We start from the raw sequence: 26,381 nt of genomic DNA, 5'->3' as shown, positions 1-26,381 counted from the left end.
CAACCGGATCCCGCTGACCCTGCCGAGCAGCCACACCGTCGACTCCATCCACGGCGCGGTGGCGGCGGACCCCGCCCCCACCACCCTGCTCGGCGTACCGTCCCAGGCCGCCCTCCTCGCCCTGGTGAAGTCACCCCCCGCCCTTCCGCAGCTCACCGGCATGATCACCGGCGGCGAGACCGTCAAGCCGGAGACCTGGCAACTGTTCACCAGCCGCTACGGCGTCCCGCTCGGCGGCATGTACGGCATGACCGAGGCCGGAATGATCGCGACCGACCTTCTCGGCACCACCCGCCCCGGCCTCACCCCGGCCCCCGGCATGACCGTGGAGATCGCCGACGGCGAGATCCTGCTCCACCTGCCCGCCAGCCCCTACGTCGGCCGCACCGACCCGAAGCGCTACGTCGACGGCCGGCTGCGCACCAAGGACGCCGGGACCATCGACCCCGGCACCGGCCTGCTGACCGTGCACGGCCGTCTCGACCAACAGGTCTCCGTCGGCGGACTCAAGGTCGACCTCACCGAGGTCGAGGCACTCATCAGCGGACTGCCGGGAGTCCGTGAGGCCGTCGTGGTGCACGGCTCGGGCATCGAGGCCTACGTGGCCGTGACCGGGGCCGGCGTCACCGGCGAGGATCTCAGCCGCGCGGCGGTGGAGCGCTGACCGGCCGGCGTCAACCGGCATCCGCCGCGCAGTGCGCCACCCGGACCGACACCCGCTCCGGCAGGCCGTCCGTGCCCCGCACCGCCACTCCCACCACGTGTCGGCCGTCGCCCACGAAGACGGCCGCGGAGGAGGTCGCCGGGTCGCCCGGCAGCGGGATGGGAGTGACGAGGCCGACGGCCGACGGTGGCCACTCCGTGGGTGGTTGGAGGAGGCCGTCGATGGACGGTGGCCCCTTCGCGAGTGACGGTGCGAGGCCGGCGATCGGCGGTGGCCCCTCCGCGGGTGGCGGTCTGTGGCCGTCGTCGGACGGTGGCCACCCCGTGGGCAGCGCGACCCCGCCGTTTCCCGGCGGTGGCCACGCCGTCGGCAGTGGCATCGGGCGGCTCATCCCGCCCGAGCGGAGGCCCAGTCCGAGGGCCTTGCCCACCGCCTCCTTCTGCGTCCACAACCACAGGAACGCCCGGTCGCGTTCGACCGCGGCGAGACCGCCCAGCCAGTCCGCCTCGGCGGGCGCCAGATAACCACGCGCCACGGCCAGCGCCGCCAGCGGCCTGACCGGCTCCACATCAACGCCCAGGTCGACGCGCGGAGACCGACACAGCGCGACGGCCACCGCACCCCGGCCGTGACTGACACTCACCCGTGTTCCGCGGCCCGCACCGTCCAGCAGGGGACGGCCGCTCGCGGCGTGGGACACCCACACCTCGGACGGCCCGACACCCAGCAGCCCGGCCGCGCTCCGCACGGCGAGAGAGCGTGCCGCGAGCCGGGCGTCACCGTCCACCTCAGACCACAACACCCACACCGGAACCGGGTCCAAGCCCGGCTGTTCCCCCATGAGATCGGAGTCAAGCACATGCAGAAGGACGAGGTCACCAAGTTCATCCTCGACGCCCTGTCGACCATGAACTACGACGTGTCCGACGTGACCGTAGACAGCCCTCTCGGCCCGTCCGGGCTGGATTTGGAGTCTCTTTCCGTGGCCGAGATCGCGATCCAGGTGGAGGACACCTACGGCGTCCGCTTCGAGGAGGACGAGATGGAGAGCGTCGCGCTGCTGACGATCTCCGGTCTCGTCGACGAGATCATCAAGCGCGCCGCCGCCTCCGCCGCCCTCTCCGACTGAACCGGGCACTTCCCGTCACCAGTCCCGGCACCAGAGGAGCCGCCCGGATGAAACCCACCAACGACCGCGCCCAGCTCGCGGCCGACCAGGAACTCGGCATAGGCAACGTACTCACCTCCCTGGCCGGCCGGGGGACAGGCCTCGACCGTCCGACCCTGACGTTCGACACGGACGTCGACGGCCACCCCGCCTGGCAGGCGCTCACCCTGCACGAACTGGACCAGCGGGTGGCGGCCCGCGCCGCCGCCCTCAACGCCCTGGACATCGCCCCGCGCGACTGCGTGGCCGTCTATGTCAGCACCGGTGCCGACATGGTCCTCAGCTATCTCGCCCTGGCCCGCATCGGCGCCATCCCGGCCCTGATCAACGCGAAGGTGCCCGGGGCCACCGCGGTCGAGTACATCCGGCGGCTGCGCGCCACCGGAGTCCTCACCGACGCGGCGCACCGCGCCGAACTGGCCCCGCACGGACTCGAAACGCCCCTGCTGGCCGACGTGTCCGAGCTCGGCGGGGGAAATCCCGCCGAGGCCCCGCCGGTCTACCGGCACCACGCCGACGAACCCGTGGTCATCACGCACTCGTCGGGCACCACCGGCCTGCCGAAGGCCGTCGCCCACTCCCACCACAGCCTCTTCGCGTCCATCAGGCACCGCCTGACCCTGCCCAAGGGACAGGGCCTGGACCGGATGCTCGCCGCCCTGCCGACCGCGCACGCGGCCATGGTGATCGCGGTGAACCTGGCCCTGTGCAACCGGGTCCAGCTGGCCGTGCTCTCCGAACAGAGCGGCACCACCGTCCTGGAGGCCGTCGAGCGCTGGAAGCCGCAGAGCGTGCTCGGCTTCGCCGCCACCTGGTCGGAACTCGCGGGCGAGGACCTCTCCCAGTGGGACCTCGACTCGATCAGCGTGTGGTGGAACACCGGTGACTGCGCCCACGAGGCGCACATCCGGCGGCTGGTCGCGGTGGGCAGTCGTATGTCGCTGACCCCGAACGGCATCGCCCGGACCAAGGGCTCCCACTTCGTGGACGGCCTCGGCTCGACCGAGATGGGCCACTCGCAGTTCTTCATCACCCACACCCCCACCACCGACCGCTACGGCCGCTGCATCGGCCGCCCGCACGCCTTCTCCACGGTCGCCGTCCTCGACGAGGACTGCGAGCCGCTCGGACCCGGCGAGGTCGGCCAGCTCGGCATCAACGCGCCGACGCTGTCACTGGGTTACTGGAACGACTCGACGACCACCTACCGGACCCGCAGGAACGGCTTCTTCCTCACCGGGGACCTCGTCCTCCGTGACGAGGACGGCTGGTACTACCACGTGGACCGCGCCGTGGACGCCGTAGAACTCCCGGACGGCGGGCGGCTGTTCACCGCGATGAGCGAGGAACGCGTGCTCGCCGACTGCGCGGACGTCCTGGAGTGCACGGTCCTCGCCGTGCGCGAGGGCGACCGGGTCACCACCACCGTGCTGCTGATCCTGGCCGACAAGGCGGACCGCGAGGCCGACCGCACGGCGGAGGTTCTCGCCGCGCTGGAGGACCATGTGGCCGCCACCGTGGACCGGGTCGTCGTGGTCGACCCGGAACTCATCCCGCTCGGCCCCACCGGAAAGGTCCGCAAGGTTCTGCTGCGTGAACGGTTCCTGGCGGGCGAGCGGGTCGGGACCGGGCAGCCGCGCACCGGTGACGGGACGGTGCGCGCCTCATGAGCCGGTCCCTCACCGCCCACGGCGCCACCGTCACCGGCCTGGGGACCTTCACCTCCCTGGGCCGGGGCGCCGCCGAGACCTTCGACGCGCTGTGCAGCGGCAAGTCCGGGCTGACCGCACCGCCCGAGGGGCACCTGCTGGCCGGCTCCCTGGACGTGGCGGGCATCGCCCCGGACCTGGAGTCGACCGAGGTGCTCCCGCGCGGCGAACGCATGGTCGACCGGTACGCCCTGATGGCGCTGGCCGCCGCGGCCGAGGCCATCGAGGACTCCGGCCTGCGCATCGGCACCGACGTCGACCCGACCCGGGTGGCCGTCGTGCTCTCCAGCGGCGCCGGCGGCCTCACCACCTACGAGGAACAGGCCCACGCCCGGCGCGAACGCGGCCCCACGGCCGTCAGCCCGTATCTGCTGCCCGGCATGCTGCCGAACATGGCGGCGGCCCGGATCGCCATCAAGTACGGCATCCGGGGCTGGAGTTCGGCCATGGCGACCGCCTGCGCGGCCGGCGCGCACGCGGTCGTCGAGGCGGCCCGGCTGATCCGCTACGGCGAGGCCGACGTGGTGGTCTGCGGCGGCACCGAGGCACCGCTCAACCCGACCTCCGCGCTCGCCTTCAAACACGCCAGGGCGCTCGCCCACGGCTGGGAGGACCCGACGGCCGCCAGCCGCCCGTTCGACCGGCGGCGCAACGGCTTCGTCCTCTCCGAGGGCGCCGGAGTGCTCGTCGTCGAGCGCACCGCGTTCGCCGACGCCCGGGGCGCCGCAGGCTACGCCGACCTGCTCGGCTGGGGCGTCTCCACCGACGCGTTCAAACCGACCGCGCCACGGCCCGACGGCGAGGGCGCGGTCCAGAGCATGCGGGCCGCCCTGGCGAACGGCGGGCTGACACCCGACGACATCGGCTACGTCAACGCGCACGGCACCGCCACCAAGCTCGGCGACATCGCCGAGGCCCGCGCGGTGCGCACCGTCTTCGGCGCCGACGGCGGCCCCGCCGTCAGCAGCTCGAAGTCGATGACCGGCCATCTGCTGGGCGGCGCGGGCGCCGTCGAGGCGGCCGTGTGCGCGCTCGCCCTGAGCACCGGCCGGCTGCCTCCCACGCACAACCTGGAGGAGGTGGCGCCCGACTGCGAACTCGACCATGTGCGCGGCACCGCCCGGCCGAGCGGGACGGAGGCGGTGCTGTCGAACTCCTTCGCGTTCGGCGGACACAACGTGAGCCTGCTCCTCGGCCGGGCCGGCTCCCGCACCCGGCGCGGACGCTGACACCGCGACCGGCCCAGCACGTCACGACCGAGCAGAAGACCCGTAACGCGAAAGGACGTTCCGTGAACATCGACGGCATCGACCATGTCGAGTTCTACGTCGGGGATGCCCAGCAATGGGCGTTCTCCCTCTGCACCGCCTTCGGATTCCGGCTGGTGGGCCAGGCAGGCCCGGACACCGGCCTGGACGGCCGCCGTTCACTGCTGCTGAGCCAGGGCGGCACCTGGATCGTGCTCACCTCGGCGCTGACCGCCGACCACCCGGTCGCCGACTTCGTCAGCCGGCACGGCGACGGAGTCGCCGGCATCGCCTTCGAGGTGGGCGACGCCGTCCGGGCGCACACCGAAGCGGTCCGCGCGGGCGCCGTCTCGGTGGCGGAACCCGTCACCCACGCCCGCTGCGGCACCGAGGTCACCACCGCCACGGTGGCGGGCTTCGGCGACGTCACCCACACCTTCGTCCAACGCGTCGGCGACCGGACCGAGTTCCTGCCCGGCGTCATGGACGTGTTCGCCGCCGACCCCGACGGACCCGAGGCACTGATCAGCGTCGTCGACCACGCGGCGGTCTGCCTGCCCGCCGGGCAGCTGGACGCGACCGTCGCCTTCTACGAGAAGGTCTTCGGTTTCTCCCAGATCTTCGAGGAGTTCATCGAGGTCGGCGAACAGGCCATGGACTCGAAGGTGGTCCAGAGCCCGTCGGGGAAGGTCACCTTCACCCTGATCCAGCCCGTGCCGGACCGCCGCCCCGGCCAGATCGACGACTTCATCGCCCGCCACGGCGGCGCCGGAGTACAGCACCTCGCGCTCCTCAGCGACGACATCATCGCCACCGTCGAGACGCTGAAGAGCCGCGGTGTCCCCTTCCTCGACACACCCGCGAGCTACTACGACGAGCTCGAACAGCGCCTGGGCCGCACCGACCTGCGCCTGGACGACCTGCGCCGGACCAACGTCCTGGTCGACCGCGACCACTGGGGCCAGGTCTTCCAGATCTTCGCCCGCTCCATGCACGTACGCCAGACCTTCTTCTGGGAGGTCATCGACCGGCACGGCGCCCGCACCTTCGGCAGCGGCAACATCAAGGCCCTCTACGAGGCCGTCGCCCGCGAGGAGACCGCCCGGGTCTGACCGGCCGGTCCCCGACACCCGCATGTCCCACACTGGAGAAGAACTGTGAACCCCGAGGAACCGAACCGCTTCGAACTCACCGACGCGGAACGTGCGTTACTGCCCACCGATACCGATGTCGACCACTACCTCGAACACGGCTGGTACCTGTCGAAGAAGCTCCTCACCGACGAGGAGACGCAACAACTCGTCGACGCCAGTGGACGCTTCTACGACGGCCACCGCGACCGCACCCTGCCGGCCCGCCCGCCCAAGCTCGCCTACTGGGAGCCCTCGGCCGGATCCGTGCAGCGGCACAACGACTACATCCACTACGAGGACGACACGATCGGCCGCGTCCTGCGCAAGCCGCTGATCGGGGCGGTCGCCGCCAGGCTCGCCGAGGCCGAGGAGATACGGCTGTTCCAGTCGACCCTCATCCTCAAGCCACCGCGGCCCGAGGAGCAGAGCAACGTCGTGCCCTGGCACTTCGACAAGCACTACTGGGCCAACTGCACGTCCGAGAACATGCTGACCGCCTTCATCCCCTTCCACGACTGCGACGAACAGCTCGGCACCATCACCATGGTGGACGGCAGCCACCGCTGGAAGGAGACCTCGGCCAACGACCACACCTCGCTGCACTTCGCCGAGCGCGACCGCAGCCAGCTGGACGCGATGCTGGACGAGAACGCGGCGTTCAACAACGCCGAGGTCCGCAAGGTCCCGATGAACATCCCGCGCGGCCACATGAGCTTCCACCACTGCCGCACGTACCACGGCAGCGGGGCCAACCGCGCCGACCGCCCGCGCCGCGCCGTCTCCCTGCACCTCCAGGACGGTGCCAACCGCTACCAGGACTTCCGCCGCTCCGACGGCTCGTCGGTGTCGTACAACCACGATGTGCTGGTCCGGCGCACCGCCGCGGGTACGCCCGACTACGCCGACCCCGAGTACTGCCCGGTGCTGTGGCGCTCCTGACCGGCGGCCCACGGGAGAAGACCGTGTTGCGTACCGCCGTCGTGGTCGGCACCGGAATGATCGGCACCTCGGTGGCCCTCGCGCTGCGGGCCCGGGGGGTGACCACCTACCTCGTGGACCGGGTCCCCGAGGTGGCGCGCACCGCCGAGGCAATCGGTGCGGGAATCGCCCAACTGCCCCGCGAACGGGTGGAGTTGGCCGTACTCGCGGTCCCACCGAGCGGCACGGCCGACGCGCTCGCCGAATGGCAGGGCCGGGACCTCGCCGAGAGCTACACCGACGTGGCCAGCGTCAAGGGCGGACCGCACCGCGAGATGACCGCGGCCGGCTGCGACCTCACCCGGTTCGTCGGCGGACACCCGATGGCCGGCAGCGAACGGTCCGGGCCCGCGGCGGCCAGGGGCGACCTCTTCCGCGACCGCCCCTGGGTGCTCACCCCCTCCCGGCACTCCGGGGACGCCGCGCTCGGACGCACCCAGCAACTGGTCCAACTGTGCGGCGCCCGGCCGCTGTTGATGGACCACGCCGAGCACGACCGCGCGGTGGCACTCGTCTCGCACACCCCGCACCTGGTCTCCAGCCTGCTGGCCGCCCGGCTCACCGACGCCGGCGCCGACCAGCTCCAACTGGCGGGCAGAGGACTGCGGGACACCACCCGGATCGCCGCGGGCGACGTCGAACTGTGGACGGACATCCTCGGCAGCAACGCGGAAGCCGTGCACACCGTGCTGAGCGACCTGACCGCCGACCTCGGCGAGGTCCTGGCCGCACTCGACCGGCTGGGCCTCGACGGAACGGCGGGGGAGGAGGCCGTGGCCACCCTGCGGTCCGCCCTCGCCCGCGGCATCGAGGGCAGGGAACGGCTCGACCCGCCCGCACCGCACACCGCCGCCGCGGAGACCGACGGCACGGACGGCAGGCCGCACGACGACGATCACGTGCCGGACCCGCCCGTCCTGTCCGTCCCCGCCCTGCGCAGGTGACACCCGAACGGCCCGCGCCACGGCAGAGGACCACCGGGGAGACCCCGACGACCCACAACCCAGTGGAGACCGACCCATGAACACCCGACGGTTAGACGTCTGCCTGATCGGCGCGGGCCCCCGCGGGCTCGCGGTGCTCGAACGGATCTGCGCCAACGCGGAGGAGGTCGCACCCGGCACGGACGTCACCGTGCACGTCGTGGACCCCTTCCCGCCCGGCGCCGGGCGGGTCTGGCGCACCACCCAGCCCCGGCGGCTGCTCACCAACACCGTGGCGTCCCAGACCACCGTGTTCACCGACGAGAGCGTGGAGATGGCGGGCCCGCTGGTCCAGGGCCCCAGCCTGTACGAGTGGGCCCGCTTCCTCGCGCTCGGCCTGGAGGACGAGGACGGCCCGGACTGCCCGGAGTCCGTGCTCGCCGAGGCCCGCGCCCTGACCCCCGACTCCTACCCCACCCGCGCCTTCTGCGGGTACTACCTGGGGTGGGTGTTCCAGCGGGTACGGAACACCGCCCCACGACAGGTGACCGTCGTCGTCCACCGGGCCAGAGCGGTCGCGCTGCGCGACGAGAGCCCCGGCGGCAGCCAGTGGGCACGGCTGGAGAACGGCATCGTGCTGACCGGCCTGCACGCCGTCGTGATGGCCCAGGGACATCTGCCGCTCCGCTCCACCACCCGCGAGCGGCGACTCACGGCCTTCGCCGACCGGCACGGCCTGCGCTACATCCCGCCGGCCAACCCGGCCGACGTGGACCTCTCCGACATCCGCTCCGACGACCACGTCGCCCTGCTGGGCCTCGGCCTCAACTTCTTCGACTACATGGCCCTGTTCACCGAGGGCAGGGGCGGCACCTACCGGCGACGCGAAGGACGGCTCGTCTACGTCCCCTCCGGCCTGGAACCGAGGCTGAGCGCCGGCTCCCGCCGGGGACTGCCGTTCCACGCGCGCGGCGAGAACCAGAAGGGCCCGCACGGCCGCCACACCCCTCTCCTGCTGACCCCGGAGGTCATCAAGGATTTGCGCACCCGGTCCGAGACCGGACGCGGCCTGGACTTCCGCACCGCGATCTGGCCGCTGGTCGCCAAGGAGGTCGAGACCGTCTACTACACGACCCTGCTCACGGCCCGTGGCCGTACGGAAGAGGCCGAACGGCTGCGCGCGGAGTACCCGGCCGCACCCGCGGGCAGCACGGAGGAGTCCCGCGCACTCGCCGCGGCCGGCATCGGCCCGGCCGACCGCTGGGACTGGGAGCGTGTGGCCCGCCCCTTCGAGGGGCAGTCCTTCGCCTCGCCGCGCGACTTCCAGGACTGGCTCCTCGGCTATCTGCGCGCGGACGTGGACGCGGCCCTCGCCGGCAACGTGGACGGCCCGCTCAAGGCCGCGCTCGACGTGCTGCGCGACGTACGCAACGAGGTACGTCTGCTGGTGGACCACGGCGGCCTCGCCGGTTCGTCCCACCGTGACGACCTCGACGGCTGGTACACACCGCTCAACGCGTTCCTGTCGATCGGCCCGCCGGCCCGGCGCATCGAGGAGGCCGTCGCACTCATCGAGGCGGGCGTCCTGCGGGTGCTCGGCCCGGACACGACCGCGCGACAGGACGCCGAGAACGGGGTGTTCGTGCTGGACTCGGCACGGGTGCCCGGCTCCCGGTGCGAGGCGAACGTACTGGTCGACGCCCGACTGCCGGCCGTGGACCTGCGCACCACCGCCGACCCGCTCCTCACCTCCCTCCTGGAACAGGGCCAGTGCCGGCCGCACGTCCTCACCGGCGACGACGGAGTCCACTACGAGACCGGCGGCCTCGCTGTCTCCCCCTGCCCCTTCCACCTGCTGGACGCCCGGGGAGCACCCCACCCGAGAAGGTTCGCGTACGGCGTCCCCACCGAGTCCGTCCACTGGGCGACGGCGGCGGGCATCCGCCCCGGCGTCAACTCGGTCACCCTGGGCGACGCCGACGCCCTGGCCCGCACCCTGCTCCTCCTCGGCACGGCGCCGAACCCGAGCATCGAGAACGCGGAGGTGGTCGTGCCGTGACGGCGATGAGGCGCGGGGCGCCCACGGGGGCGGGGGTCGACGCGAGTTTCGACGCGGGCTCCCCTGCGGGGCTCGGTGCGGACTCGGGGGTGGCGTCGGAAGGAGGCCTCGGCGTGGGCTCCGATGTGGGGCTTGGCGTGAGCCCCGAGCCGGAGTCGGAAACGGGTCTGGGCGCGGGCTCCCAAATGGGGCTCGGTATGGGTTCGGAGCCTGAGCCCGAAGGGGGCCTCGGCGGGGGCCCGACCGCAAGGCTCGGTGCGGGCCGCGACGCGGGCAAGGACCCGCAGTCGGAAGCAGGTCTCGACGCGGACTCCGACGTGGGCCTCGACGTGGGCTCGGAGTCTGAGCCCGAAGGAGCCCTCGGCGCGGGCCGCACCGCAAGGCTCGGTGCGGGCCGCGACGCAGGCAAGGAGCCGCAGTTGGAAGGAGGCCCCGGCGTGGGCTCCAACGCGGGGCTCGGCGTGGGCTCGGAGCTCGGAGCGGGCCGTAGCGCGGGCCCCGCCCGGCTCGGCGCCAGCCTCGACGCCGGGCTGCTCAGTCCGGTGTCGGCGGGTACCGTGGCCGCCGCTGCCACCTCCGACGAGGCTTGGCTGCAGGCCTTGTTGGACGCGGAGGCCGCGCTCGTGCGGGCCCAGGCGGCGCTCGGTGTCGTACCCGAGAGGGCGGCCCGGACGATCACCGGGCTGGCCCGGGCCGAGTACCTGGACCCGGTCGCGATCGCCCGGCAGGCGCGCGGCGCGGCGAACCCCGTGGTGGCGCTGGTGCGGGCGTTCACCGAGGTGGTGGCCGCCGAGGACGCGGGCGCCGCGGAGTACGTGCACCGCGGGTCCACCAGCCAGGACATCATGGACACCGCGGCGATGCTGGTGGCCCACCGCACCCTGGGCCCGCTGATCGCCGACCTCGACGGCACGGCGGCGGCGCTGCGGCGGCTGGCGGCCGCGCACCGCGACACGGTCATGCCGGGGCGGACCCTCGCCCTGCACGCCGTACCCGTCACCTTCGGCCTCAAGGCGGCGGGCTGGCACCGGGGCGTGACACAGGCGGCGGACCGCCTGCGGGCACTGCGCGCGGAGCGCCTCCCGGTCCAACTCGGCGGCGCGGCAGGCACGTTGGCGGGGTACGCGGAGTACGCCCGCCTGGACGGCGGACGAGCGGCAGGGGGGCCGGACGGTACGGACGGCACGCCCGATCCGCACGGTCCCGGCAGTGCGGAAGGTTTCGACGCGGCGCGTTTCACCACGCGGCTCCTCGCCGAGTACGCCCGCCAGACCGGGCTCGCCGAGCCCGTGCTGCCCTGGCACACCGAACGGACCCCGGTCGCCGCGCTGGCCGCCGAACTCGCCCTCACAGCAGGTGTGTTGGGGAAGATCGCGGTGGACGTGCAGAGCCTGTCGCGCACCGAGACGGCGGAGGTGGCCGAACCGGCCGCGGCCGGCCGGGGCGTGTCCTCGGCCATGCCGCACAAGCGGAATCCCGCGCTGGCCACCCTGGTGCGGGCCGCCGCGCTCCAGGTGCCCGCGGCAGCCTCGGTGCTCGCCCAGGCGATGCTGTCCGAGGACGAGCGCTCGGCCGGTGCCTGGCACGCCGAGTGGCTGCCGCTGCGCGACTGTCTGCGGCTGACCGGCGGAGCCGCGGCCACCGCCCGTGAACTGGTCGAGGGGCTCCGGGTGTTCCCGGACCGGATGCGCGACAACCTCGGTCTGACCGGCGGGCTCGTCGTCTCCGAGCGGCTCGCGGTGGTCCTGGCCCCGGTCCTCGGCAAGGTCACCGCCAAGGACGTGGTGAGCCGCGCCGCGCTGCGGGCCGTCGACCGGGGCCGCCCCTTCGCCGAGGAACTCGCCGGGGCCCCGGAGCTGGCCGGGGTGCTCACGGAGGAACAGGTGGCGGAGCTGCTGGATCCGGCGCACTACACGGGGATGGCCGGCGAACTGGTCGACCGGGCACTGCGGTGGGGACCGCACGGCGCCCGCACGGCCGCCGACAACTGAGACGAGGGCACGCACCACCCGGACCGGAGGTGAGGCCGGTCCGGCAGACCACGCGGGACAAGCAGGGGGACGAAGGGAAACCGACACCACATCTCCCGGTACGGCCGGGACTGCTCAAGGAGCTTGTATGCGCACTGCGTTGGTTCTCGGCGGTGGTATGGCGGGCCTGCTCGCGGCCCGGGTGCTGAACGACCACGCCGACGACGTGATCGTCCTCGAACCCGACGACATCGAGCCGGACCGGCCGCGGCAACGGCGCGGCGTGCCGCAGAGCGCGCACGCCCACATCCTGCTGGGCCGCGGCCGGCAGATCCTCGACGACCTCTTTCCCGGGCTGTTCGACGAGATGATCGGCGACGGCGCGGAACTGCTCGACTTCGAACGGGACGGCGGCTGGTACGCCGACGGGCTGCGCCGGGTGGCGGTGCCGGGCGACGACATGCTGAGCATGACCCGCCCGTTCCTCGAATGGCATCTGTGCCGCGCGGTGCTCGCCCTGCCGAGGGTGCGGTCGCTGCGGGCCCGCGTGGCCGGCCTCACCTTCACTGCCGGCCGGGTGGACGGGGTGCGGATCGCCCGGGTGGACGACAGCGGCGCGGGAGGCCCCGACGGCTCGGAACGGCTCGCCGCCGATCTGGTCGTGGACGCCACCGGACGGTCGAGCCGGCTCGGCGACTGGCTGCGGGAGGGCGGCTTCGAGGCACCGCCCCGCCGCCGGGTGGGCTCGGACATCGGCTACGCGACCTGTCTGTTCCGCCGGGAGCCCGGACAGCGGCTGGCCGGCGTCCGCGCCGCGCACTCCACCCGCACCCTGCGCTCCGGGAAACCGGGTGCCAGCTCCCTCAGCCCGGTCGAGGACGGCCGCTGGATCGCCCTGACGACGGGCTTCGCCGACGACCGGCCGGGGCGCTGCTACGACGAGTTCGTGGCGCGCTGTCTGGCGGACGTGCCGCCGATGCGGGAACTGGTGCGCGACTGCGAGCCGCTCGGAGACGTGGCCGTCTATCGCTTTCCGGCCAGTGTCCGCCGGGACTTCCACCTCCTGGAGCGCTTTCCGGCCGGGCTCGTCGCGCTGGGCGACGCGGTGGCCTCGTTCAACCCGGTCTACGGCCAGGGCATGACCGCCGCGGCCCTGCACGCCGAGGCGCTCGACCAGTGGCTGCGGTCCGCTCCCGATCTGCGCCGTCCCGCCGGGCCGTACTTCAGAAAGGTCACCGCCGTGGTGGACAACGCCTGGAAGACCTCGGCCGAGCAGGATCTGCTTCTGCCGCACGTGGCAGGGAAGTTGACGGTGAGTCAGAAAGCGCAGCTGTATGTGCGGGACCGGCTGATCGACGGCTGCATCACCGACATGGAGGTGCACCGGATGTTCCTGGACGTCGTGAACATGCGCACCGGCCCGCAGGCGCTGCGCCGGCCCTCGATCCTGCTCCGCGCACTGCGCGCACCCCGGCGCCGGTCCGCGCTGCCGAGTGGCCGATAGGCTAAAAAAGCACGACCGACCGTTCGTATTCTATGGAAACATGCAGGTGCCAGTCAGACAGGCGGCAACGCACAGGAGGCTTCGAAGATGCCGGACCGCACATGGTTGATCACGGGCACGTCGACCGGCATCGGGCGTGCCCTGGCCGAAACCGTGCTGGAGCGCGGGGACCGGGTCGCGGCCACGGTCCGTACCCCCGGGGCGCTGGCCCCGCTCGCCGGGACGGCGGGTGACCGGCTGCTGCCGCTCACCCTGGACATGACCGACCCCGCGGGCATCACACGGGCGGTGGAGCGCACCCGCGACGCGTTCGGGCGCATCGACGTGGTGGTCAGCAACGCCGGATACGGCCTGTTCGGCGCCGCCGAGGAGGTCACCGAGGAGCAGATCGAGCGGCAGCTCGGCACCAATCTGCTCGGCCCCATCAGGCTGGCCCGTGCCGTGCTGCCCCAGTTGCGCGCCCAGGGCGGCGGCCGGTTCGTGCAGATCTCCAGCGTCGGCGGACTGACCACGCTGCCCCATCTGAGCCTCTACCACGCGTCCAAGTGGGGCGTGGAGGGCTTCTTCGAGGCCCTGCGCTCCGAGGTCGAGCCGTTCGGTGTCCAGGTCACGCTGGTCGAACCCGGCACCGTCCGCACCGACTTCGCCGGTCGCAGCGGAGACTCGGCCGCACCGCTGGAGGCCTACGCCGGCACCCCGGCCGCGGTGATCCGCCAGGTGATCGAGCAGGGCGCCGTCCCCGCCGCCGGCGATCCGGGCAAGGTCGCCCGGGCCGTCGCCGACCTGGCCGACCTGGAACGGGCCCCGCTGCGGCTGGTGCTGGGCAGCGACGCGTTCGCCCTCGTCCAGGACGCCCTTCGCCGCAGGCTCGGCTCACTGGAGGAGCAGAAGGACATCGCGCTCTCCACGGACGCCGACCTCCCGGCCTGACCCGCACCGCCCCCGCATCCACCCACCGACCGCACGATTGCCGAGGTATCCGCCATGGCACACCCCCTCAACGCCAAGGCCACCCTGTTCCGTTCGTTCCACGCCGAGGGCGAGCTGCTCGTACTGCCCAACGCCTGGGACGCCTGCAGCGCCGTGGTGATGGAACGCGCCGGCGCCACCGCCGTCGGCTCCACCAGCGCCGGCGTCTCCTGGTCCCTGGGCCGCCCGGACGGTCAACGGCTGACCCGGGACGAGATGGTCGCGGCCGTCGGCCGGATCGCCGGTGCCGTGGACATCCCGGTCACCGCCGACATCGAGGCCGGCTACGGCCCGACCGCCCAGGACGTGGCCCGCACCGTCACCGAGGTCGCGCGGGCGGGCGCCGTCGGCGTCAACCTGGAGGACGCCCCCGGCCCGGACGGCGCACGCCTGATCGCCCCGCCCGCCCAGGCCGAACGGATCGCGGCGGCCCGCGCCGCTGCCGCCGAGGCGGGCGTGCCCGACCTCGTGATCAACGCCCGCACCGATGTGTACATGGCCCAGGTGGGCGAGCCGGACGAACGCTTCGACCTCGTGCTGGAGCGGGCCAAGGCCTACGCCGAGGCGGGCGCCGACGTGCTGTTCGTACCGCTGCTCCTCGACCCGGGCACCCTGAGCCGCCTGGTGGCCGAGGCGCCGCTGCCGATCAGCGTCATGGCGTGGCCGGGCGGCCCCACCGTCGCCGACCTGAGGGCGACGGGCGTACGCAGGATCAGCGTGGGCACGGCGCTGGCGCAGGTGGCCTACACGGCGGCGGACCGCGCGACGCGCGAGCTGCTGACCGAGGGCACCTACGAGAGTGGTGTCGGCGCGCTCAACGTGTTCGAGCTGAACACGTTCCCCCGTTTCTCGTCGGACCAGTGAGGAAGAGGCAGCGGACATGGCACTGATCATGGTCAGCGGTGCGACCGGCGGCATCGGCTCCGAACTCGTCCGCCTGCTGCGGGCCCGCGGCGACGAGGTGGTGGCCGTGGGCCGGGACGCGGAGCGGCTCAAGCGGCTCGACGCCCGCCCGCTCGTGCTGGACTTCACCGACCCCGCGTCCATCGAGCCCGCGGTACGGGAGGCCGGGCTCGAACGGCTCGACGCGGTGATCCACGCGGCGGGAGTCATCCACCTCGCCGGCCTGGAGCACGCGACCCCCGACTCCTGGGCGGCCCAGCTCGCCGTCAACCTCACCGGCCCGGCCGAGCTGACCCGCGTCACCCTGCCGGCGCTGCGCGCGGCCCACGGCCACGTCGTCTTCCTCAACTTCTGGGCCGGTCCGACCGCCAAGCCCTACTGGTCGGCCTACGCCGCGAGCAAGTTCGGCCTCAAGGCGCTGGCGGAGTCACTGCGCGGCGAGGAGGCGGGCAACGGCGTACGCGTGACGTCCGTCTTCCCCGCGTGCGTGGCCACGCCCATGCAGCGGGCTGTCCGGGAGGGCTTCGGCTTCCCGTACCGGCCGGAGACCCTCAACCAGCCGGACGAGGTCGCGGGGCTGATCCTCACCGCACTCGACCTGCCCGCCAACACCCGCCTCAACGATCTCTACCTGGGCCTCGGCCCGGAGGGCTACCCGCCGGGCTTCGCGGCCTGAGAGCGGTTGCCGTACACGCGATGTCCTCACTTTTTGTTCAGCTCCTGGCGGTGGAAGGGATGCACAGTCGACGACGAAGTCGATCTCCCGTCCGCCCCAGGAGCACCAGTGAACATCTCCCTCACCGTCTGGCTGTTGACGATCGCGGCGCTGTGCGCCCTCGTCGGCGTCGACTTCCTCATCGGCCGCAAGCCCCATGACGTGTCGATCCGAGAGGCGGGCACCTGGACCGTGGTCTGGGTCGTCCTGGCCTGCCTGTTCGGGCTCGGGCTGCTGATCTTCGGCGGCAGCGGGCCCACGGGCGAGTTCTTCGCCGGGTACATCACGGAGAAGTCGCTGAGCGTCGACAACCTCTTCGTGTTCGTGCTGATCATGGGCAAGTTCGCGGTGCCCTCCCAGTACCAGCAGCGCGTCCTGATGGTCGGCGTCCTCGTCGCCCTGGTGCTGCGCGCGGGCTTCATCGCGGCCGGCGCCGCCATCATCTCCACGTTCTCCTGGGTGTTCTACCTCTTCGGCGCGTTCCTGATCTGGACCGCCTGGAAGCTGGTCCAGGACGCCCGCAAGGGCGGACACGAGGAGGACTACGAGGAGAACAAGCTCCTCAAGATCGCCGAACGCCGCTTCGGCGTGGCCGACCGCTACCACGGCACCAAGCTGTTCATCACGGAGAACGGCAAGCGGATCATGACCCCGATGCTGGTCGTGATGCTCGCCATCGGCTCCACCGACGTCCTCTTCGCGCTCGACTCGATCCCCGCGATCTACGGCCTCACCCAGGACCCGTACATCGTCTTCACCGCCAACGCCTTCGCCCTGATGGGCCTGCGCCAGCTCTACTTCCTCATCGGCGGCCTGCTGAAGAAACTCGTCCACCTCAGCTACGGCCTGTCGATCATCCTCGGGTTCATCGGCGTCAAGCTGGTGCTGCACGCCCTGCACGAGTCCGGCGTGCACGTCCCGCAGATCTCCATCCCCTTCTCCCTCGGCTTCATCGTGCTGGTGCTCGCGGTGACGACGTTCACCAGCCTGCGCGCCACGAGGACGCAAAGCGCTTGACTTCGAGAACGCTCGAAGACCTACCGTCACGAAGGACGGTGAAGGTCCGGGGGAACTGCGAAACGGAGTCGGACATGCGGGTCGGTGTGCACATCAACCGGTTCAACCATCCCGGAGGGCCCGCGGCGATCGGGCCCGAGCTGGCCGCCGCGGGCGCCGCGGCCGAGGCGGCGGGCGTCAGCTGGCTCTCGGTGATGGACCACTACTTCCAGATGGAGTTCAACGGCGGCGCCGAGGACCCCATGCTGGAGGCCTACACGACCCTCGGCTTCCTGGCCGGCCACACCTCCACCGTCCGCCTCGGCGCACTGGTGACCGGTGTGACGTACCGGAACCCGGGGCTGCTCGCGAAGATCGCCACCACCCTCGACGTGCTCTCCGGCGGCCGGGCCACCCTCGGTATCGGGGCCGCCTGGTACGACCGTGAGCACCACGGTCTCGGCGTGCACTACCCGCCGGTCGCGGAGCGTTTCGAGCGGCTGGAGGAGACCCTGCGGATCTGCCTGCAGATGTGGGACCCGGACAACAACGGTCCCTTCGAGGGCGAGCACTACCAACTGGCCGAGACGCTGTGCGTGCCCGCGCCGGTCAGCAGCCCGCACCCCGAGATCATGATCGGCGGCAGTGGCGAGAAGAAGACCCTGCGGCTGGTCGCCCAGTACGCCGACGCCTGCAACCTGATCGTGTCGACACCGGACGAGCTGCGGCACAAGCTCGACGTGCTGCGCGGTCACTGCGACCGGCTGGGGCGCGACTACGACCGTATCCGCAAGACGATCGTCCACATGGGCGAGTCGGTCACCACCGGCGACCTCGACGCGTTCCTGGGGGAGATCGACGGCTTCACCAAGCTCGGCGTCGACACGGTGATCCTGGGCCCGCGCACCGGCGAACCGGCCGAGTGGATCGAGCGGTTCGTGGCACCGGCCGTACCGCGGCTGGCCCAGCTGGACTGACGTCGACTGACGTGAAATGGGCCGGAGTTCACATGAACTCCGGCCCCTTTCACGGTTCTGCGGGATGCCTCGATCAGGCGGCGACGGCCTCGCCCGCGTGGCCCTTCAGCTGGGAGAGAACCTCGGTCAGCTGGGCGACGACCTCGGCGTCCTCGGACGGGTGGGTCTCGGCGAAGCGCACCACGGAGCCGGGGATCGAGAGCTTGAGCTCCTCGATCACCTTGCCGCCGGCGATGCCCACGGCCTTGCGGGCCTCGTCCTGCGCCCACACGCCGCCGAACTGGCCGTAAGCGGTGCCGACCACGACGACCGGCTTGCCGCCGAAGCCGCTGGCGCCGTAGGGGCGGGACAGCCAGTCGATGGCGTTCTTCAGGACGGCCGGGATGGTGCCGTTGTACTCGGGGGAGAAGAAGAGGAACCCGTCCGCGGCACCGGCGGCGGCACGCAGCTTCGCGGCGGCGGCCGGGACGTCGCCCTCGACGTCGATGTCCTCGTTGTAGAACGGGATGTCGGCGAGACCCTCGAAGATCTCGATGTCGGAGCCCTCGGGCGCGAACTTCACGGCGGCCTCGGCGAGCTGGCGGTTGTGCGAGCCGGCACGCAGGCTGCCGACGAGCGCGAGGATACGAACAGACATGGGAACTCCAAGGGGGGGCTGAAACACTGCTGTAACGATCCGGACCGAGGTCCGTTTAAAAGTTGTACCAGCCTAAGCGGACCGCGGTCCAGTTTTGTTCCCGGTGCTTTACGCTGTCTTCATGTCCAGCGCCCTGCCACCCTTCCCGAAGCCCGAGGAGTCCATAAGCGAACCCCAGCTGCTGGAGGTCCGCTCCTTCGGAGACGAGCCGTGCCTGCGCGCCGACGCGGCCCGCAACCGGGCCAAGCTGCTGGAGGCCGCCGCCCGCCTGATCGCGGAGCACGGCGTGGCCGGCGTCACCATGGAGGCCGTGGCCACCGCGGCCCAGGTCGGCAAAGGGACCGTCTTCCGCCGCTTCGGCGACCGCACCGGCCTGCTGATGGCCCTGCTGGACCACTCGGCGAAGACGCTCCAGGCCGATTTCATGGGCGGACCGCCGCCGCTGGGCCCCGGAGCGCCCCCGGTCGAGCGGCTGCGGGCGTTCGGCGTGGCGGTCCTGTACCGCTCGGCGGAGCAGCTGGACCTGCAACTGGCGGCACAGCCGGACCCGGCCCGCCGCTTCTCCCACACTGCGCTCCTGGCACTGCGCACCCACGTCACGATGCTGCTCCGGCAGATCCTGCCCGACGCCGACTGCGAACTGCTCTCCCAGCCGCTCATGGCCTATCTCGACCCCGCCCTGATCAACCATCTGACCAGGCAGTGCGGGATGCCGATGGAGCGTCTCGAGGCCGGCTGGGTCGACCTCGTCGCCCGTGTGACCGCCACACCGCCGCCCTGCTGAGTCCGCCTCAGGCGTGGTGGCCGGCGAACATGTCGAGGACGCCCTGCGGGGCGTCGGCTCGGAACATCAGCTCGCCGTTGGCCGCCGAGTCCGCCGCCGACTCCTCGCTGCGCGGGAACAGCTTCGCCTCGTAGGCGGCGAGCGCGGCCTCGGTGTCGCCCGGGTGCGCGGCCAGCGCGAGGCCCAGTTCGGCACCGTCGAGCATCGCCAGGTTGGCGCCGACGCCCGCGAACGGCGACATCAGATGGGCCGCGTCGCCCAGCAGCGTGACCCCGGGCACCCGGTCCCAGCGGTGCCCGATCGGCAGCGCGTGGATCCGCCGCGGGGTCAGTGGCCCGTCCGCGTCGCCGAGCAGCGCCCGCAGGCTCTTGTCCCAGTCCGCGAAGTGCCCGAGCGTGTACGCCTTCGCCGCCTCGGTGTCCGTGAAGTCGACGCCGTCGAACGCGTCCTCGGGCACGGCGAGCGCCACGTAGATGTGCAGGCTCCCGTCGGTCTCGCGGTGGCCCAGGAAGCCCTTGCCCGCGCCGAGCGCCATCAGCATGCCGCCGCCGACGACCTCGGCGCTCACCGGGTGCCGTAGGTCGGCGTCCGGCAGGTCCACCTCGACGAACGAAACGCCGGTGTACGCGGGCCGCGCGTCCGAGAGCAGGGATCGCACCTTGGACCAGGCGCCGTCCGCGCCGATCAGCAGATCGGTGGTGAAGGAGGTGCCGTCGGAGAGCGTCACCTCGTGCCGGCCGCCGTCCAGCGGGCGGGCGCCGGTGACTTTCGCGCCCCAGCGGACGGTGCCCTCGGGCAGGGAGTTCAGCAGCAGGTCGCGCAGTTGCCCGCGTTCGACCTCGGGGCGCCCGCTGGTGCCGTCGTCGGGATCGTCCAGCAGGACCGTGGCCGCCTTGTCGAGAACGCGGGTGGCCTCGCCGCCCGGGTGGACCAGCGTGCGGAACTCCTCGTACAGACCGGCCGCACGCAGCGCGGGCTGACCCGAGTCCTCGTGGATGTCGAGCATGCCGCCCTGGGTGCGCGCGGCGGGGGAGGCGTCCAGGTCGAAGACGGCGGCCTCGACGCCGTTGACGTGCAGGACCCGGGCGAGCGTGAGCCCGCCGAGTCCGCCGCCGATGATCGCGAGGGGGTGGTGGGGGGTGGTCATGGTGAGCCTCCTTGAAGTGTCTCTGAAACAAGGTCAGTTGGGGACGGCGGTCCGCTCGATCCCGGCGATCAGTGCCTGGAATCTCCAGGACAGACGGGCCTCGCCCGCTCCGGACAGCAGCTCCGCGGAGCGGGCCGCGATGTGCGGGTGGGTCCGGTCGGAGACGTTGCGCAGGGCGTCGGTCAGGGCGTCCCAGTCGTCCCGGGGGGTGTCCTCGGCCGAGTGCTCGGCGGCCGTCGCGGTGGCCTGCTGGAGCAGCAGGTCCACACCCCACGCGGCCTGCGCGGGCGGAACGCCTCCCTCGTCGAGCAGCGCGAGCAGGGTCTCGATCAGGTTCAGGTAGTGCGGGCCGCTGGGCCAGGCCGTCAGTGCCGAACGGGCGAGGCTCGGGTGCTGGAAGAGCATCGCGGTGTACGCGGTGAGGATCTGCTCCAGGCGCTCGCGCCAGGTGCCCTCGGCCGGGACGGGCCCGATCGTGCCGAGCAGTTCGTCCAGGACGGCCGCGTGCAGTTCCGCGGTGTTGCGGACGTACACGTACAACGAGGCCGGACCGGTGTCGAGCTCCTGGGCCAGGCGCCGCATGGTGACCTTCTGCAGACCTTCGGCGCGCAGCACCGCAACTGCGGCGGCGACGATGGCCGCCCTGCTCAGGGCCGGTTTCGCCGGGCGTTCGCGGCGGCTGCGCGGGGTGTCGGGGCGAGCTGTCATGTCTCCACGGTAACGAACATGTTCGCTCCGAACAAGTTCGTGACGAACATGTTCGTAAAATTCCGGACCATGTTGCTGTCGTGACGACCGTTCCCCCGCCGCGCTGCCCGCCCCGGGCTTCTGCCAAGATGCCGTACGTCATGGTGCAGATACCGAATACGCCCGCAGCCCCGTCGCCCGCACCGCGCTCCGTGCCCACGAGCGCCGATGTGGCCCGCCTGGCCGGGGTCTCACGCGCGACCGTCTCCTACGTCCTCAACAACACCAGCGCCGTACGGATCAGCGAGCCCACCCGTCGCCGCGTCCACGAGGCCGCCAAGGAACTGGGGTACGTCCCGCACGCGGCGGCCCGCAGCCTGCGCGCCGGACACAGCCGGATGGTGCTGATGCCGGCGCCGCCCATGCAAGTGGGGCTCCTCTACAGCAAGTTCATCAACGAACTCCAGTGGGCGCTCAGCCGCCTCGACTACACGGTCGTCCAGCACGGTTCCGTCGGTCTGCGCGGCGACGAGGCCGCCCGCGCCTGGGCCGAACTGCGCCCGGTCGCCGTCCTGGTGCCCGGCGCCGGACTCGGCCCGCAGGGCGTCGCGGTCCTCAAGCGCTCCGGGGCGCGGGCCGTCATCACGCTCGGCCCCGAGCCGATCGAGGGCGCCCATGTCCTGCTCCTGGACCACGAGGGCGTCGGCCACTCCGCCGGCACGCACCTCTACGGCCGCGGCCGGCGCCGGATCGGCGTGGTCGTGCCCGAGGAGCCGGGCATGGGGATCTTCTCCCGGCCCCGCCTCGCGGGAGTGCGCCGCGCGCTGGTCGGCACGGACGCCACGGTGACCGAACTCCCGCTCGCCTACAGCGAGGAGAGCGCCGCCAAGACCGCCGCCCAGTGGGACGCGCTCGGCCTCGACGCGGTGTTCGCGTACAACGACGAGTACGCGATGCTGCTGATGCGCGCCCTCCAGGACGAAGGCGTCCGCATCCCCGAGGACACCGCCGTGATCGGCGCCGACGACCTGATGATCGGGCGGCTGCTGCGGCCGCGTCTGAGCACCGTCCAGATCCAGCTCCCGTCCGGCAGCGACCTCGCCGAACTCGTCGACAACGCGGTCCGCGACCCCGGCTCGGTGCCGGGCGTGCACGAACTGCTCGGCGCCTCCGTGGTGCACCGCGACTCCAGCTGAACCGGATCCGGCGACCGCGGTCCGGGGGCGAACGCGCCGTACCCGACTAGAATGTTGCGTGCTCAACCAGACGGGGGGTGCGTTGGATCACGGATGCGGTCCTGACGTCTGCGCCGGATCACCGCATCCCGTCACGCGCACGACCCGGGACTCCAACTGCCCACGCGGGTCCCGCCGTTGACGGATCGGAGAGCCGCCATGCCCCTGCTCGACCCCAAGATCTGGCAGTCCCGCCCGCTGTCGGGCCCCGAGTACCCGGTCACCGAGCCCGCCACCGGCGACCAGCTCGCCACCGTCACGCTCGCCGCCGCCGAGGACATACGTCCCGCCGTGCGGGCGGCCGGAGCCGCGCAGGCCGAGTGGGCGCGCGTCCCGCACTTCGTCCGCGCCGGAGTGCTGCGCCGGGCCGGCGACCTGTTCGCCGCGCACGCCGAGGAGTTGCGCGAGTGGCTGGTCCGGGAGTCCGGATCGATCCCCGGCAAGGCGGACTTCGAACTGCACGTCGCCGCCCAGGAGTGCTACGAGGCCGCCGCGCTCGCCTCCCGCCCCACCGGCCAGGTTCTCCCCTCGGAGGCGCCCCGCCTGTCCTACACCCGGCGTATCCCGGTCGGGGTCGTCGGCGTCATCGCGCCGTTCAACGCCCCGCTGATCCTCTCCATCCGCTCGGTCGCCCCCGCACTCGCACTGGGCAACGCGGTCGTCCTCAAACCGGATCCGCGCACCGCGGTCTGCGGGGGACTGGCCCTGGCGGCGGTCTTCGCGGAGGCCGGCCTGCCCGACGAACTCCTCCAAGTCCTGCCCGGCGGCGCCGAAGTGGGGGCAGCGCTGGTCGCGGACCCCCAGGTGCCCGTCATCTCCTTCACCGGCTCAACTGCCGCCGGGCGCGCGGTCGGTGAGGCGGCGGGGCGTCATCTCAAGCGCGCACACCTGGAGTTGGGCGGGAACTCGGCCCTGATCGTGCTGGCGGACGCCGACCTGGACGCGGTGATCTCCACGGCGGCCTGGGGCTCGTTCTTCCACCAGGGCCAGATCTGCATGACGACCGGCCGCCATCTCGTCCACGAGTCGCTCTACGAGGAGTACGTCGAACGCCTCGCCGCCAAGGCCGAGTCGCTGGCCGTGGGGGATCCGCACCGCGCGCAGGTCCACCTGGGCCCGATCATCGACGGGGCCCAACTCGCCAAGATTCACGGCCTGGTCGAGGCCAGTACGGCGAGCGGTGCCAGGCTCGCGGCGGGCGGCACGCACGAGAACCTCTTCTACCGGCCGACCGTCCTCGCGGGCGTCGTCGACGACACCCCCGCCTACGCGGAGGAGGTCTTCGGCCCGGTGGCACCGGTACGCTCCTTCGCCACCCCCGAGGAGGCGGCGGCCCTGGCCGCGACCGGACCGTACGGTCTCTCGCTCGGCATCGTCACACGCGACGCGGCCCGCGGCCTGGACCTGGCGGAACGCATCCCCACCGGGATCGTCCACATCAACGACCAGACCGTCAACGACGAGGCCGTGGCGCCCTTCGGTGGGGTCGCCGCGTCCGGCACCGGCGCCCGCTTCGGCGGCGAGGCCAATATCGAGGCCTTCACCGACGTGCGCTGGACGACGGTGCGCGGGGACGTGGCGTCGTACCCGTTCTAGAAAGGGCTGCTTACTGACCGTTCTGCTCGGCCTGCGCCTGCTGCTCGGCGACCGACTTGCGGACCTCGTCCATGTCGAGCTTGCGGGCCTGGCCGATGACGTCCGTCAGGGCGGCCTCCGGCAGCGCGCCGGGCTGGGCGAACACGGCGACACGGTCACGGACGATCATCAGCGTGGGGATCGACTGGATGCCGAAGGCCTGCGCCAGCTCGGGCTGGGCCTCGGTGTCGATCTTGCCGAAGACCAGGTCCGGGTTGTCCTCGGCGGCCTTCTCGTAGACCGGGGCGAACTGACGGCACGGCCCGCACCAGGACGCCCAGAAGTCGATCAGGACGAAGTCGTTGTCCGTGACCGTCTGGTCGAAGTTCTCCTTGGTGAGCTCCACGGTGCTGCTCATGACGTGATTCCCTCTTCCTCGATGTGGGGGCGAAGCCGTCCCGGACAACACGGTCGTCCGGGCCCGTATTCCGCGCCCCTACCCGTGTGGCCTCCGCGCACACCACCCAGCAGACTGGCCCCATGACGGAAACGGAATCCATCGTGTACGACGTCGTGGTGGTCGGGGCCGGGCCCGTGGGGGAGAACGTCGCCGACCGCACCCGTGCGGCCGGTCTCTCCACCGCGGTCGTGGAGAGCGAACTCATCGGCGGCGAGTGCTCGTACTGGGCCTGCATGCCCAGCAAGGCCCTGCTGCGCCCGGTGATAGCCCGCGCCGACGCCCGCCGCGTGCCCGGCCTCGGCCACCTCGTCCAGGGCCCCCTCGACACCGCGGCGGTGCTCGCCCACCGCGACTACGAGGCCTCGGGCTGGAAGGACGACGGCCAGGTCCGCTGGCTCGACGGCATCGGCGCCGACCTCTACCGCGGCCAGGGCCGCCTCGACGGCCCCCGCAAGGTGACGGTGACGGGCCCCGACGGCATACGGCACGTCCTCACCGCCCGGCACGCGGTCGCCGTGTGCACCGGCACCCGCGCCCTCCTCCCCGACCTGCCAGGACTCGCCGACGTCAAGCCCTGGACCAGCCGCGAGGCCACCAGCGCCAAGGCCGCGCCCGGCCGGCTGATCGTGGTCGGCGGCGGAGTCGTGGCCGTCGAAATGGCGACCGCCTGGCAGGCGTTGGGCTCCCGGGTCACCCTCCTCGTCCGCGGCAAGGGCCTGCTGCCCCGCATGGAGCCCTTCGCCGGCGAACTGGTCGCCGACGCGCTCACCGAGGCGGGCGTCGACCTGCGCACCGGCACGTCCGTCACGGCGGTGACCCGCGAGAACGGCACCGTCGTCGCCGTCACCGACGGCGGCGACCGCATCGAGGCCGACGAGATCCTCTTCGCCACCGGACGCGCCCCGAAGACCGACGACATCGGCCTCGACACGATCGGCCTGGAACCCGGCTCCTGGCTGACGGTGGAAGACTCCCTGCGCGTCCAGGACAGCGACTGGCTGTACGCCGTCGGCGACGTCAACCACCGCGCCCTCCTCACCCACCAGGGCAAGTACCAGGCACGCATCGCGGGCGCCGCGATCGCCGCCCGCGCCGAAGGCGTCCCGCTGCTGGAGACCGACCCCTGGGGCGCCCACGCGGCCACCGCCGACCACGACGCCGTACCCCAGGTCGTCTTCACCGACCCCGAGGCGGCGTCCGTCGGCCTCTCCCTCGCCGAGGCGGAACAGGCCGGCCACCGCGTCCGCGCCGTCGACGTCGAGTTCTCCTCGGTCGCGGGCGCCGGCCTCTACGCCGACGGCTACCGGGGCCGCGCCCGCATGATCGTCGACCTCGACGACGAGACCCTGCGCGGCGTCACCTTCGTGGGCCCCGGCGTCGGCGAACTGATCCACTCCGCGACCATCGCCGTCGTCGGCCAGGTCCCGATCAACCGCCTCTGGCACGCGGTCCCGTCCTACCCGACGATCAGCGAGATCTGGCTCCGCCTGCTGGAGGCCTACCGGGGCTGAACACCCCTGAATTCCTACGGCAGTTGAAAGCCGCTTCGCTACGGCAGCTCGAAGCCGAGCGCAGCCGACGCCTCGACCGGTGTCGGCTGCGCCCAGCGCTCCGCCATCGCCTCGTTCGACGACAACGACCGCAGCTCGGCCCGGTCCAGGTAGAGCAGCCCGTCGAGATGATCCGTCTCGTGCTGCACGATCCGCGCGGGCCACCCGGTGAACACCTCGTCCACCGCCCGCCCGTACTCGTCCTGCCCCGTGAGCCGCACCGACGCGTGCCGCGCCACCACGGCCTGCCAGCCCGGCACGCTCAGGCACCCCTCGAAGAACGCGGCCCGACCGTCACCGACCGGCTCGTACGACGGATTGACCAGCACCCGGAACGGCTGAGGCACCCGCCCGCGCACCACCCGCACCTCGTCCGGCACCGGCGCCGGGT

25 protein-coding genes are annotated in these 26,381 nt (G+C 72.3%); 19 read left to right on the top strand and 6 right to left on the bottom strand.

The window, feature by feature from the left end:
- Positions 1-664, top strand: a 664-nt coding sequence (locus tag JHN45_RS34750) for an AMP-binding protein (protein ID WP_201053147.1), incomplete at its 5' end; no start/stop codon positions are given.
- 10 nt (positions 665-674) lie between these two features.
- On the opposite strand, the gene JHN45_RS34745 is transcribed toward JHN45_RS34750, so the two are convergent.
- The gene (locus JHN45_RS34745) at positions 675-1,451 is read right to left on the bottom strand and encodes a 4'-phosphopantetheinyl transferase superfamily protein (protein ID WP_201053145.1); all 777 of its coding nucleotides are present in this window, start codon (positions 1,449-1,451) and stop codon (positions 675-677) included.
- Positions 1,452-1,523: 72 nt separating this feature from the next.
- Here JHN45_RS34745 and JHN45_RS34740 point away from each other — a divergent pair, with 72 nt between their 5' ends.
- The 14 genes from JHN45_RS34740 to JHN45_RS34675 all read left to right on the top strand — a co-directional run bounded on the left by JHN45_RS34740 (position 1,524) and on the right by JHN45_RS34675 (position 17,915).
- Entirely contained in the window at positions 1,524-1,793 is a 270-nt protein-coding gene (locus tag JHN45_RS34740; protein ID WP_234469357.1) for an acyl carrier protein, read from the top strand.
- Between the two features lie 47 nt (positions 1,794-1,840).
- Positions 1,841-3,502 (top strand): class I adenylate-forming enzyme family protein, encoded by a 1,662-nt coding sequence (locus JHN45_RS34735; RefSeq protein ID WP_200715705.1) that lies wholly within the window; start codon positions 1,841-1,843, stop codon positions 3,500-3,502.
- The gene (locus JHN45_RS34730; protein WP_201053137.1) at positions 3,499-4,770 is read left to right on the top strand and encodes a beta-ketoacyl synthase; all 1,272 of its coding nucleotides are present in this window, start codon (positions 3,499-3,501) and stop codon (positions 4,768-4,770) included. The genes JHN45_RS34735 and JHN45_RS34730 overlap by 4 nt, the downstream gene beginning before the upstream one ends.
- A gap of 62 nt (positions 4,771-4,832) precedes the next feature.
- Positions 4,833-5,900, top strand: a complete 1,068-nt coding sequence (gene hppD, locus JHN45_RS34725; RefSeq protein ID WP_200715706.1) for a 4-hydroxyphenylpyruvate dioxygenase — start codon at positions 4,833-4,835, stop codon at positions 5,898-5,900.
- Positions 5,901-5,945: 45 nt separating this feature from the next.
- Positions 5,946-6,860 carry a phytanoyl-CoA dioxygenase family protein gene (locus tag JHN45_RS34720; RefSeq protein WP_200715707.1) on the top strand — a complete coding sequence of 305 codons (915 nt, stop codon included), beginning with the start codon at positions 5,946-5,948 and terminating at the stop codon, positions 6,858-6,860.
- Positions 6,861-6,883: 23 nt separating this feature from the next.
- Complete coding sequence (locus tag JHN45_RS34715; protein ID WP_307783284.1) at positions 6,884-7,843, top strand: prephenate dehydrogenase; 960 nt, start codon at positions 6,884-6,886, stop codon at positions 7,841-7,843.
- 76 nt (positions 7,844-7,919) lie between these two features.
- The gene (locus JHN45_RS34710; protein ID WP_200715708.1) at positions 7,920-9,881 is read left to right on the top strand and encodes an FAD/NAD(P)-binding domain-containing protein; all 1,962 of its coding nucleotides are present in this window, start codon (positions 7,920-7,922) and stop codon (positions 9,879-9,881) included.
- A 197-nt stretch (positions 9,882-10,078) separates the two neighbouring features.
- Positions 10,079-11,872 (top strand): adenylosuccinate lyase family protein, encoded by a 1,794-nt coding sequence (locus JHN45_RS34705; RefSeq protein WP_200715709.1) that lies wholly within the window; start codon positions 10,079-10,081, stop codon positions 11,870-11,872.
- A 127-nt stretch (positions 11,873-11,999) separates the two neighbouring features.
- The gene (locus JHN45_RS34700) at positions 12,000-13,355 is read left to right on the top strand and encodes an NAD(P)/FAD-dependent oxidoreductase (RefSeq protein ID WP_201053135.1); all 1,356 of its coding nucleotides are present in this window, start codon (positions 12,000-12,002) and stop codon (positions 13,353-13,355) included.
- Between the two features lie 87 nt (positions 13,356-13,442).
- Positions 13,443-14,285 (top strand): SDR family oxidoreductase, encoded by an 843-nt coding sequence (locus JHN45_RS34695; RefSeq protein WP_200715711.1) that lies wholly within the window; start codon positions 13,443-13,445, stop codon positions 14,283-14,285.
- Between the two features lie 54 nt (positions 14,286-14,339).
- A complete protein-coding gene (locus tag JHN45_RS34690; protein ID WP_200715712.1) occupies positions 14,340-15,188 on the top strand; it encodes an isocitrate lyase/phosphoenolpyruvate mutase family protein in 849 nt (282 codons plus the stop codon).
- A 16-nt stretch (positions 15,189-15,204) separates the two neighbouring features.
- Positions 15,205-15,903: an SDR family NAD(P)-dependent oxidoreductase gene (locus JHN45_RS34685; RefSeq protein WP_234469359.1), complete on the top strand. Its 699-nt coding sequence runs from the start codon at positions 15,205-15,207 to the stop codon at positions 15,901-15,903.
- 108 nt (positions 15,904-16,011) lie between these two features.
- Entirely contained in the window at positions 16,012-16,959 is a 948-nt protein-coding gene (locus JHN45_RS34680) for a TerC family protein (RefSeq protein WP_200715713.1), read from the top strand.
- Between the two features lie 74 nt (positions 16,960-17,033).
- The gene (locus tag JHN45_RS34675; RefSeq protein WP_200715714.1) at positions 17,034-17,915 is read left to right on the top strand and encodes an LLM class F420-dependent oxidoreductase; all 882 of its coding nucleotides are present in this window, start codon (positions 17,034-17,036) and stop codon (positions 17,913-17,915) included.
- Positions 17,916-17,988: 73 nt separating this feature from the next.
- On the opposite strand, the gene JHN45_RS34670 is transcribed toward JHN45_RS34675, so the two are convergent.
- Positions 17,989-18,552, bottom strand: a complete 564-nt coding sequence (locus JHN45_RS34670) for an NAD(P)H-dependent oxidoreductase (protein ID WP_200715715.1) — start codon at positions 18,550-18,552, stop codon at positions 17,989-17,991.
- Positions 18,553-18,655: 103 nt separating this feature from the next.
- Between JHN45_RS34670 and JHN45_RS34665 the strand changes: the two genes are divergently transcribed.
- Positions 18,656-19,336 carry a TetR/AcrR family transcriptional regulator gene (locus JHN45_RS34665; RefSeq protein WP_200715716.1) on the top strand — a complete coding sequence of 227 codons (681 nt, stop codon included), beginning with the start codon at positions 18,656-18,658 and terminating at the stop codon, positions 19,334-19,336.
- Positions 19,337-19,343: 7 nt separating this feature from the next.
- On the opposite strand, the gene JHN45_RS34660 is transcribed toward JHN45_RS34665, so the two are convergent.
- Together JHN45_RS34660 and JHN45_RS34655 are read right to left on the bottom strand one after the other, a co-directional pair.
- Positions 19,344-20,483 carry an NAD(P)/FAD-dependent oxidoreductase gene (locus JHN45_RS34660; RefSeq protein WP_200715717.1) on the bottom strand — a complete coding sequence of 380 codons (1,140 nt, stop codon included), beginning with the start codon at positions 20,481-20,483 and terminating at the stop codon, positions 19,344-19,346.
- A 33-nt stretch (positions 20,484-20,516) separates the two neighbouring features.
- Positions 20,517-21,191, bottom strand: coding sequence for a TetR/AcrR family transcriptional regulator (locus tag JHN45_RS34655; RefSeq protein ID WP_200715718.1), 675 nt, complete (start codon positions 21,189-21,191; stop codon positions 20,517-20,519).
- 140 nt (positions 21,192-21,331) lie between these two features.
- On the opposite strand from JHN45_RS34655, the gene JHN45_RS34650 reads away from it, so the two are divergent.
- Together JHN45_RS34650 and JHN45_RS34645 are read left to right on the top strand one after the other, a co-directional pair.
- Entirely contained in the window at positions 21,332-22,366 is a 1,035-nt protein-coding gene (locus JHN45_RS34650; protein WP_236584443.1) for a LacI family DNA-binding transcriptional regulator, read from the top strand.
- Positions 22,367-22,564: 198 nt separating this feature from the next.
- Positions 22,565-24,001: a benzaldehyde dehydrogenase gene (locus JHN45_RS34645; protein ID WP_201053134.1), complete on the top strand. Its 1,437-nt coding sequence runs from the start codon at positions 22,565-22,567 to the stop codon at positions 23,999-24,001.
- A 10-nt stretch (positions 24,002-24,011) separates the two neighbouring features.
- On the opposite strand, the gene trxA is transcribed toward JHN45_RS34645, so the two are convergent.
- Positions 24,012-24,398 carry a thioredoxin gene (gene trxA, locus JHN45_RS34640; protein ID WP_200715720.1) on the bottom strand — a complete coding sequence of 129 codons (387 nt, stop codon included), beginning with the start codon at positions 24,396-24,398 and terminating at the stop codon, positions 24,012-24,014.
- 122 nt (positions 24,399-24,520) lie between these two features.
- On the opposite strand from trxA, the gene JHN45_RS34635 reads away from it, so the two are divergent.
- A complete protein-coding gene (locus tag JHN45_RS34635) occupies positions 24,521-25,951 on the top strand; it encodes an NAD(P)/FAD-dependent oxidoreductase (RefSeq protein WP_201053132.1) in 1,431 nt (476 codons plus the stop codon).
- 38 nt (positions 25,952-25,989) lie between these two features.
- On the opposite strand, the gene JHN45_RS34630 is transcribed toward JHN45_RS34635, so the two are convergent.
- Positions 25,990-26,381: peptide deformylase (locus tag JHN45_RS34630; RefSeq protein ID WP_201053131.1), on the bottom strand; the 392-nt coding region annotated here is incomplete at its 5' end.

Source organism: Streptomyces sp. MBT53 (assembly GCF_016654115.1).
Taxonomy (GTDB): domain Bacteria; phylum Actinomycetota; class Actinomycetes; order Streptomycetales; family Streptomycetaceae; genus Streptomyces.
Note: the sequence above shows the minus strand (reverse complement) of the source record. Positions and strands in the feature narration are given on the sequence as shown.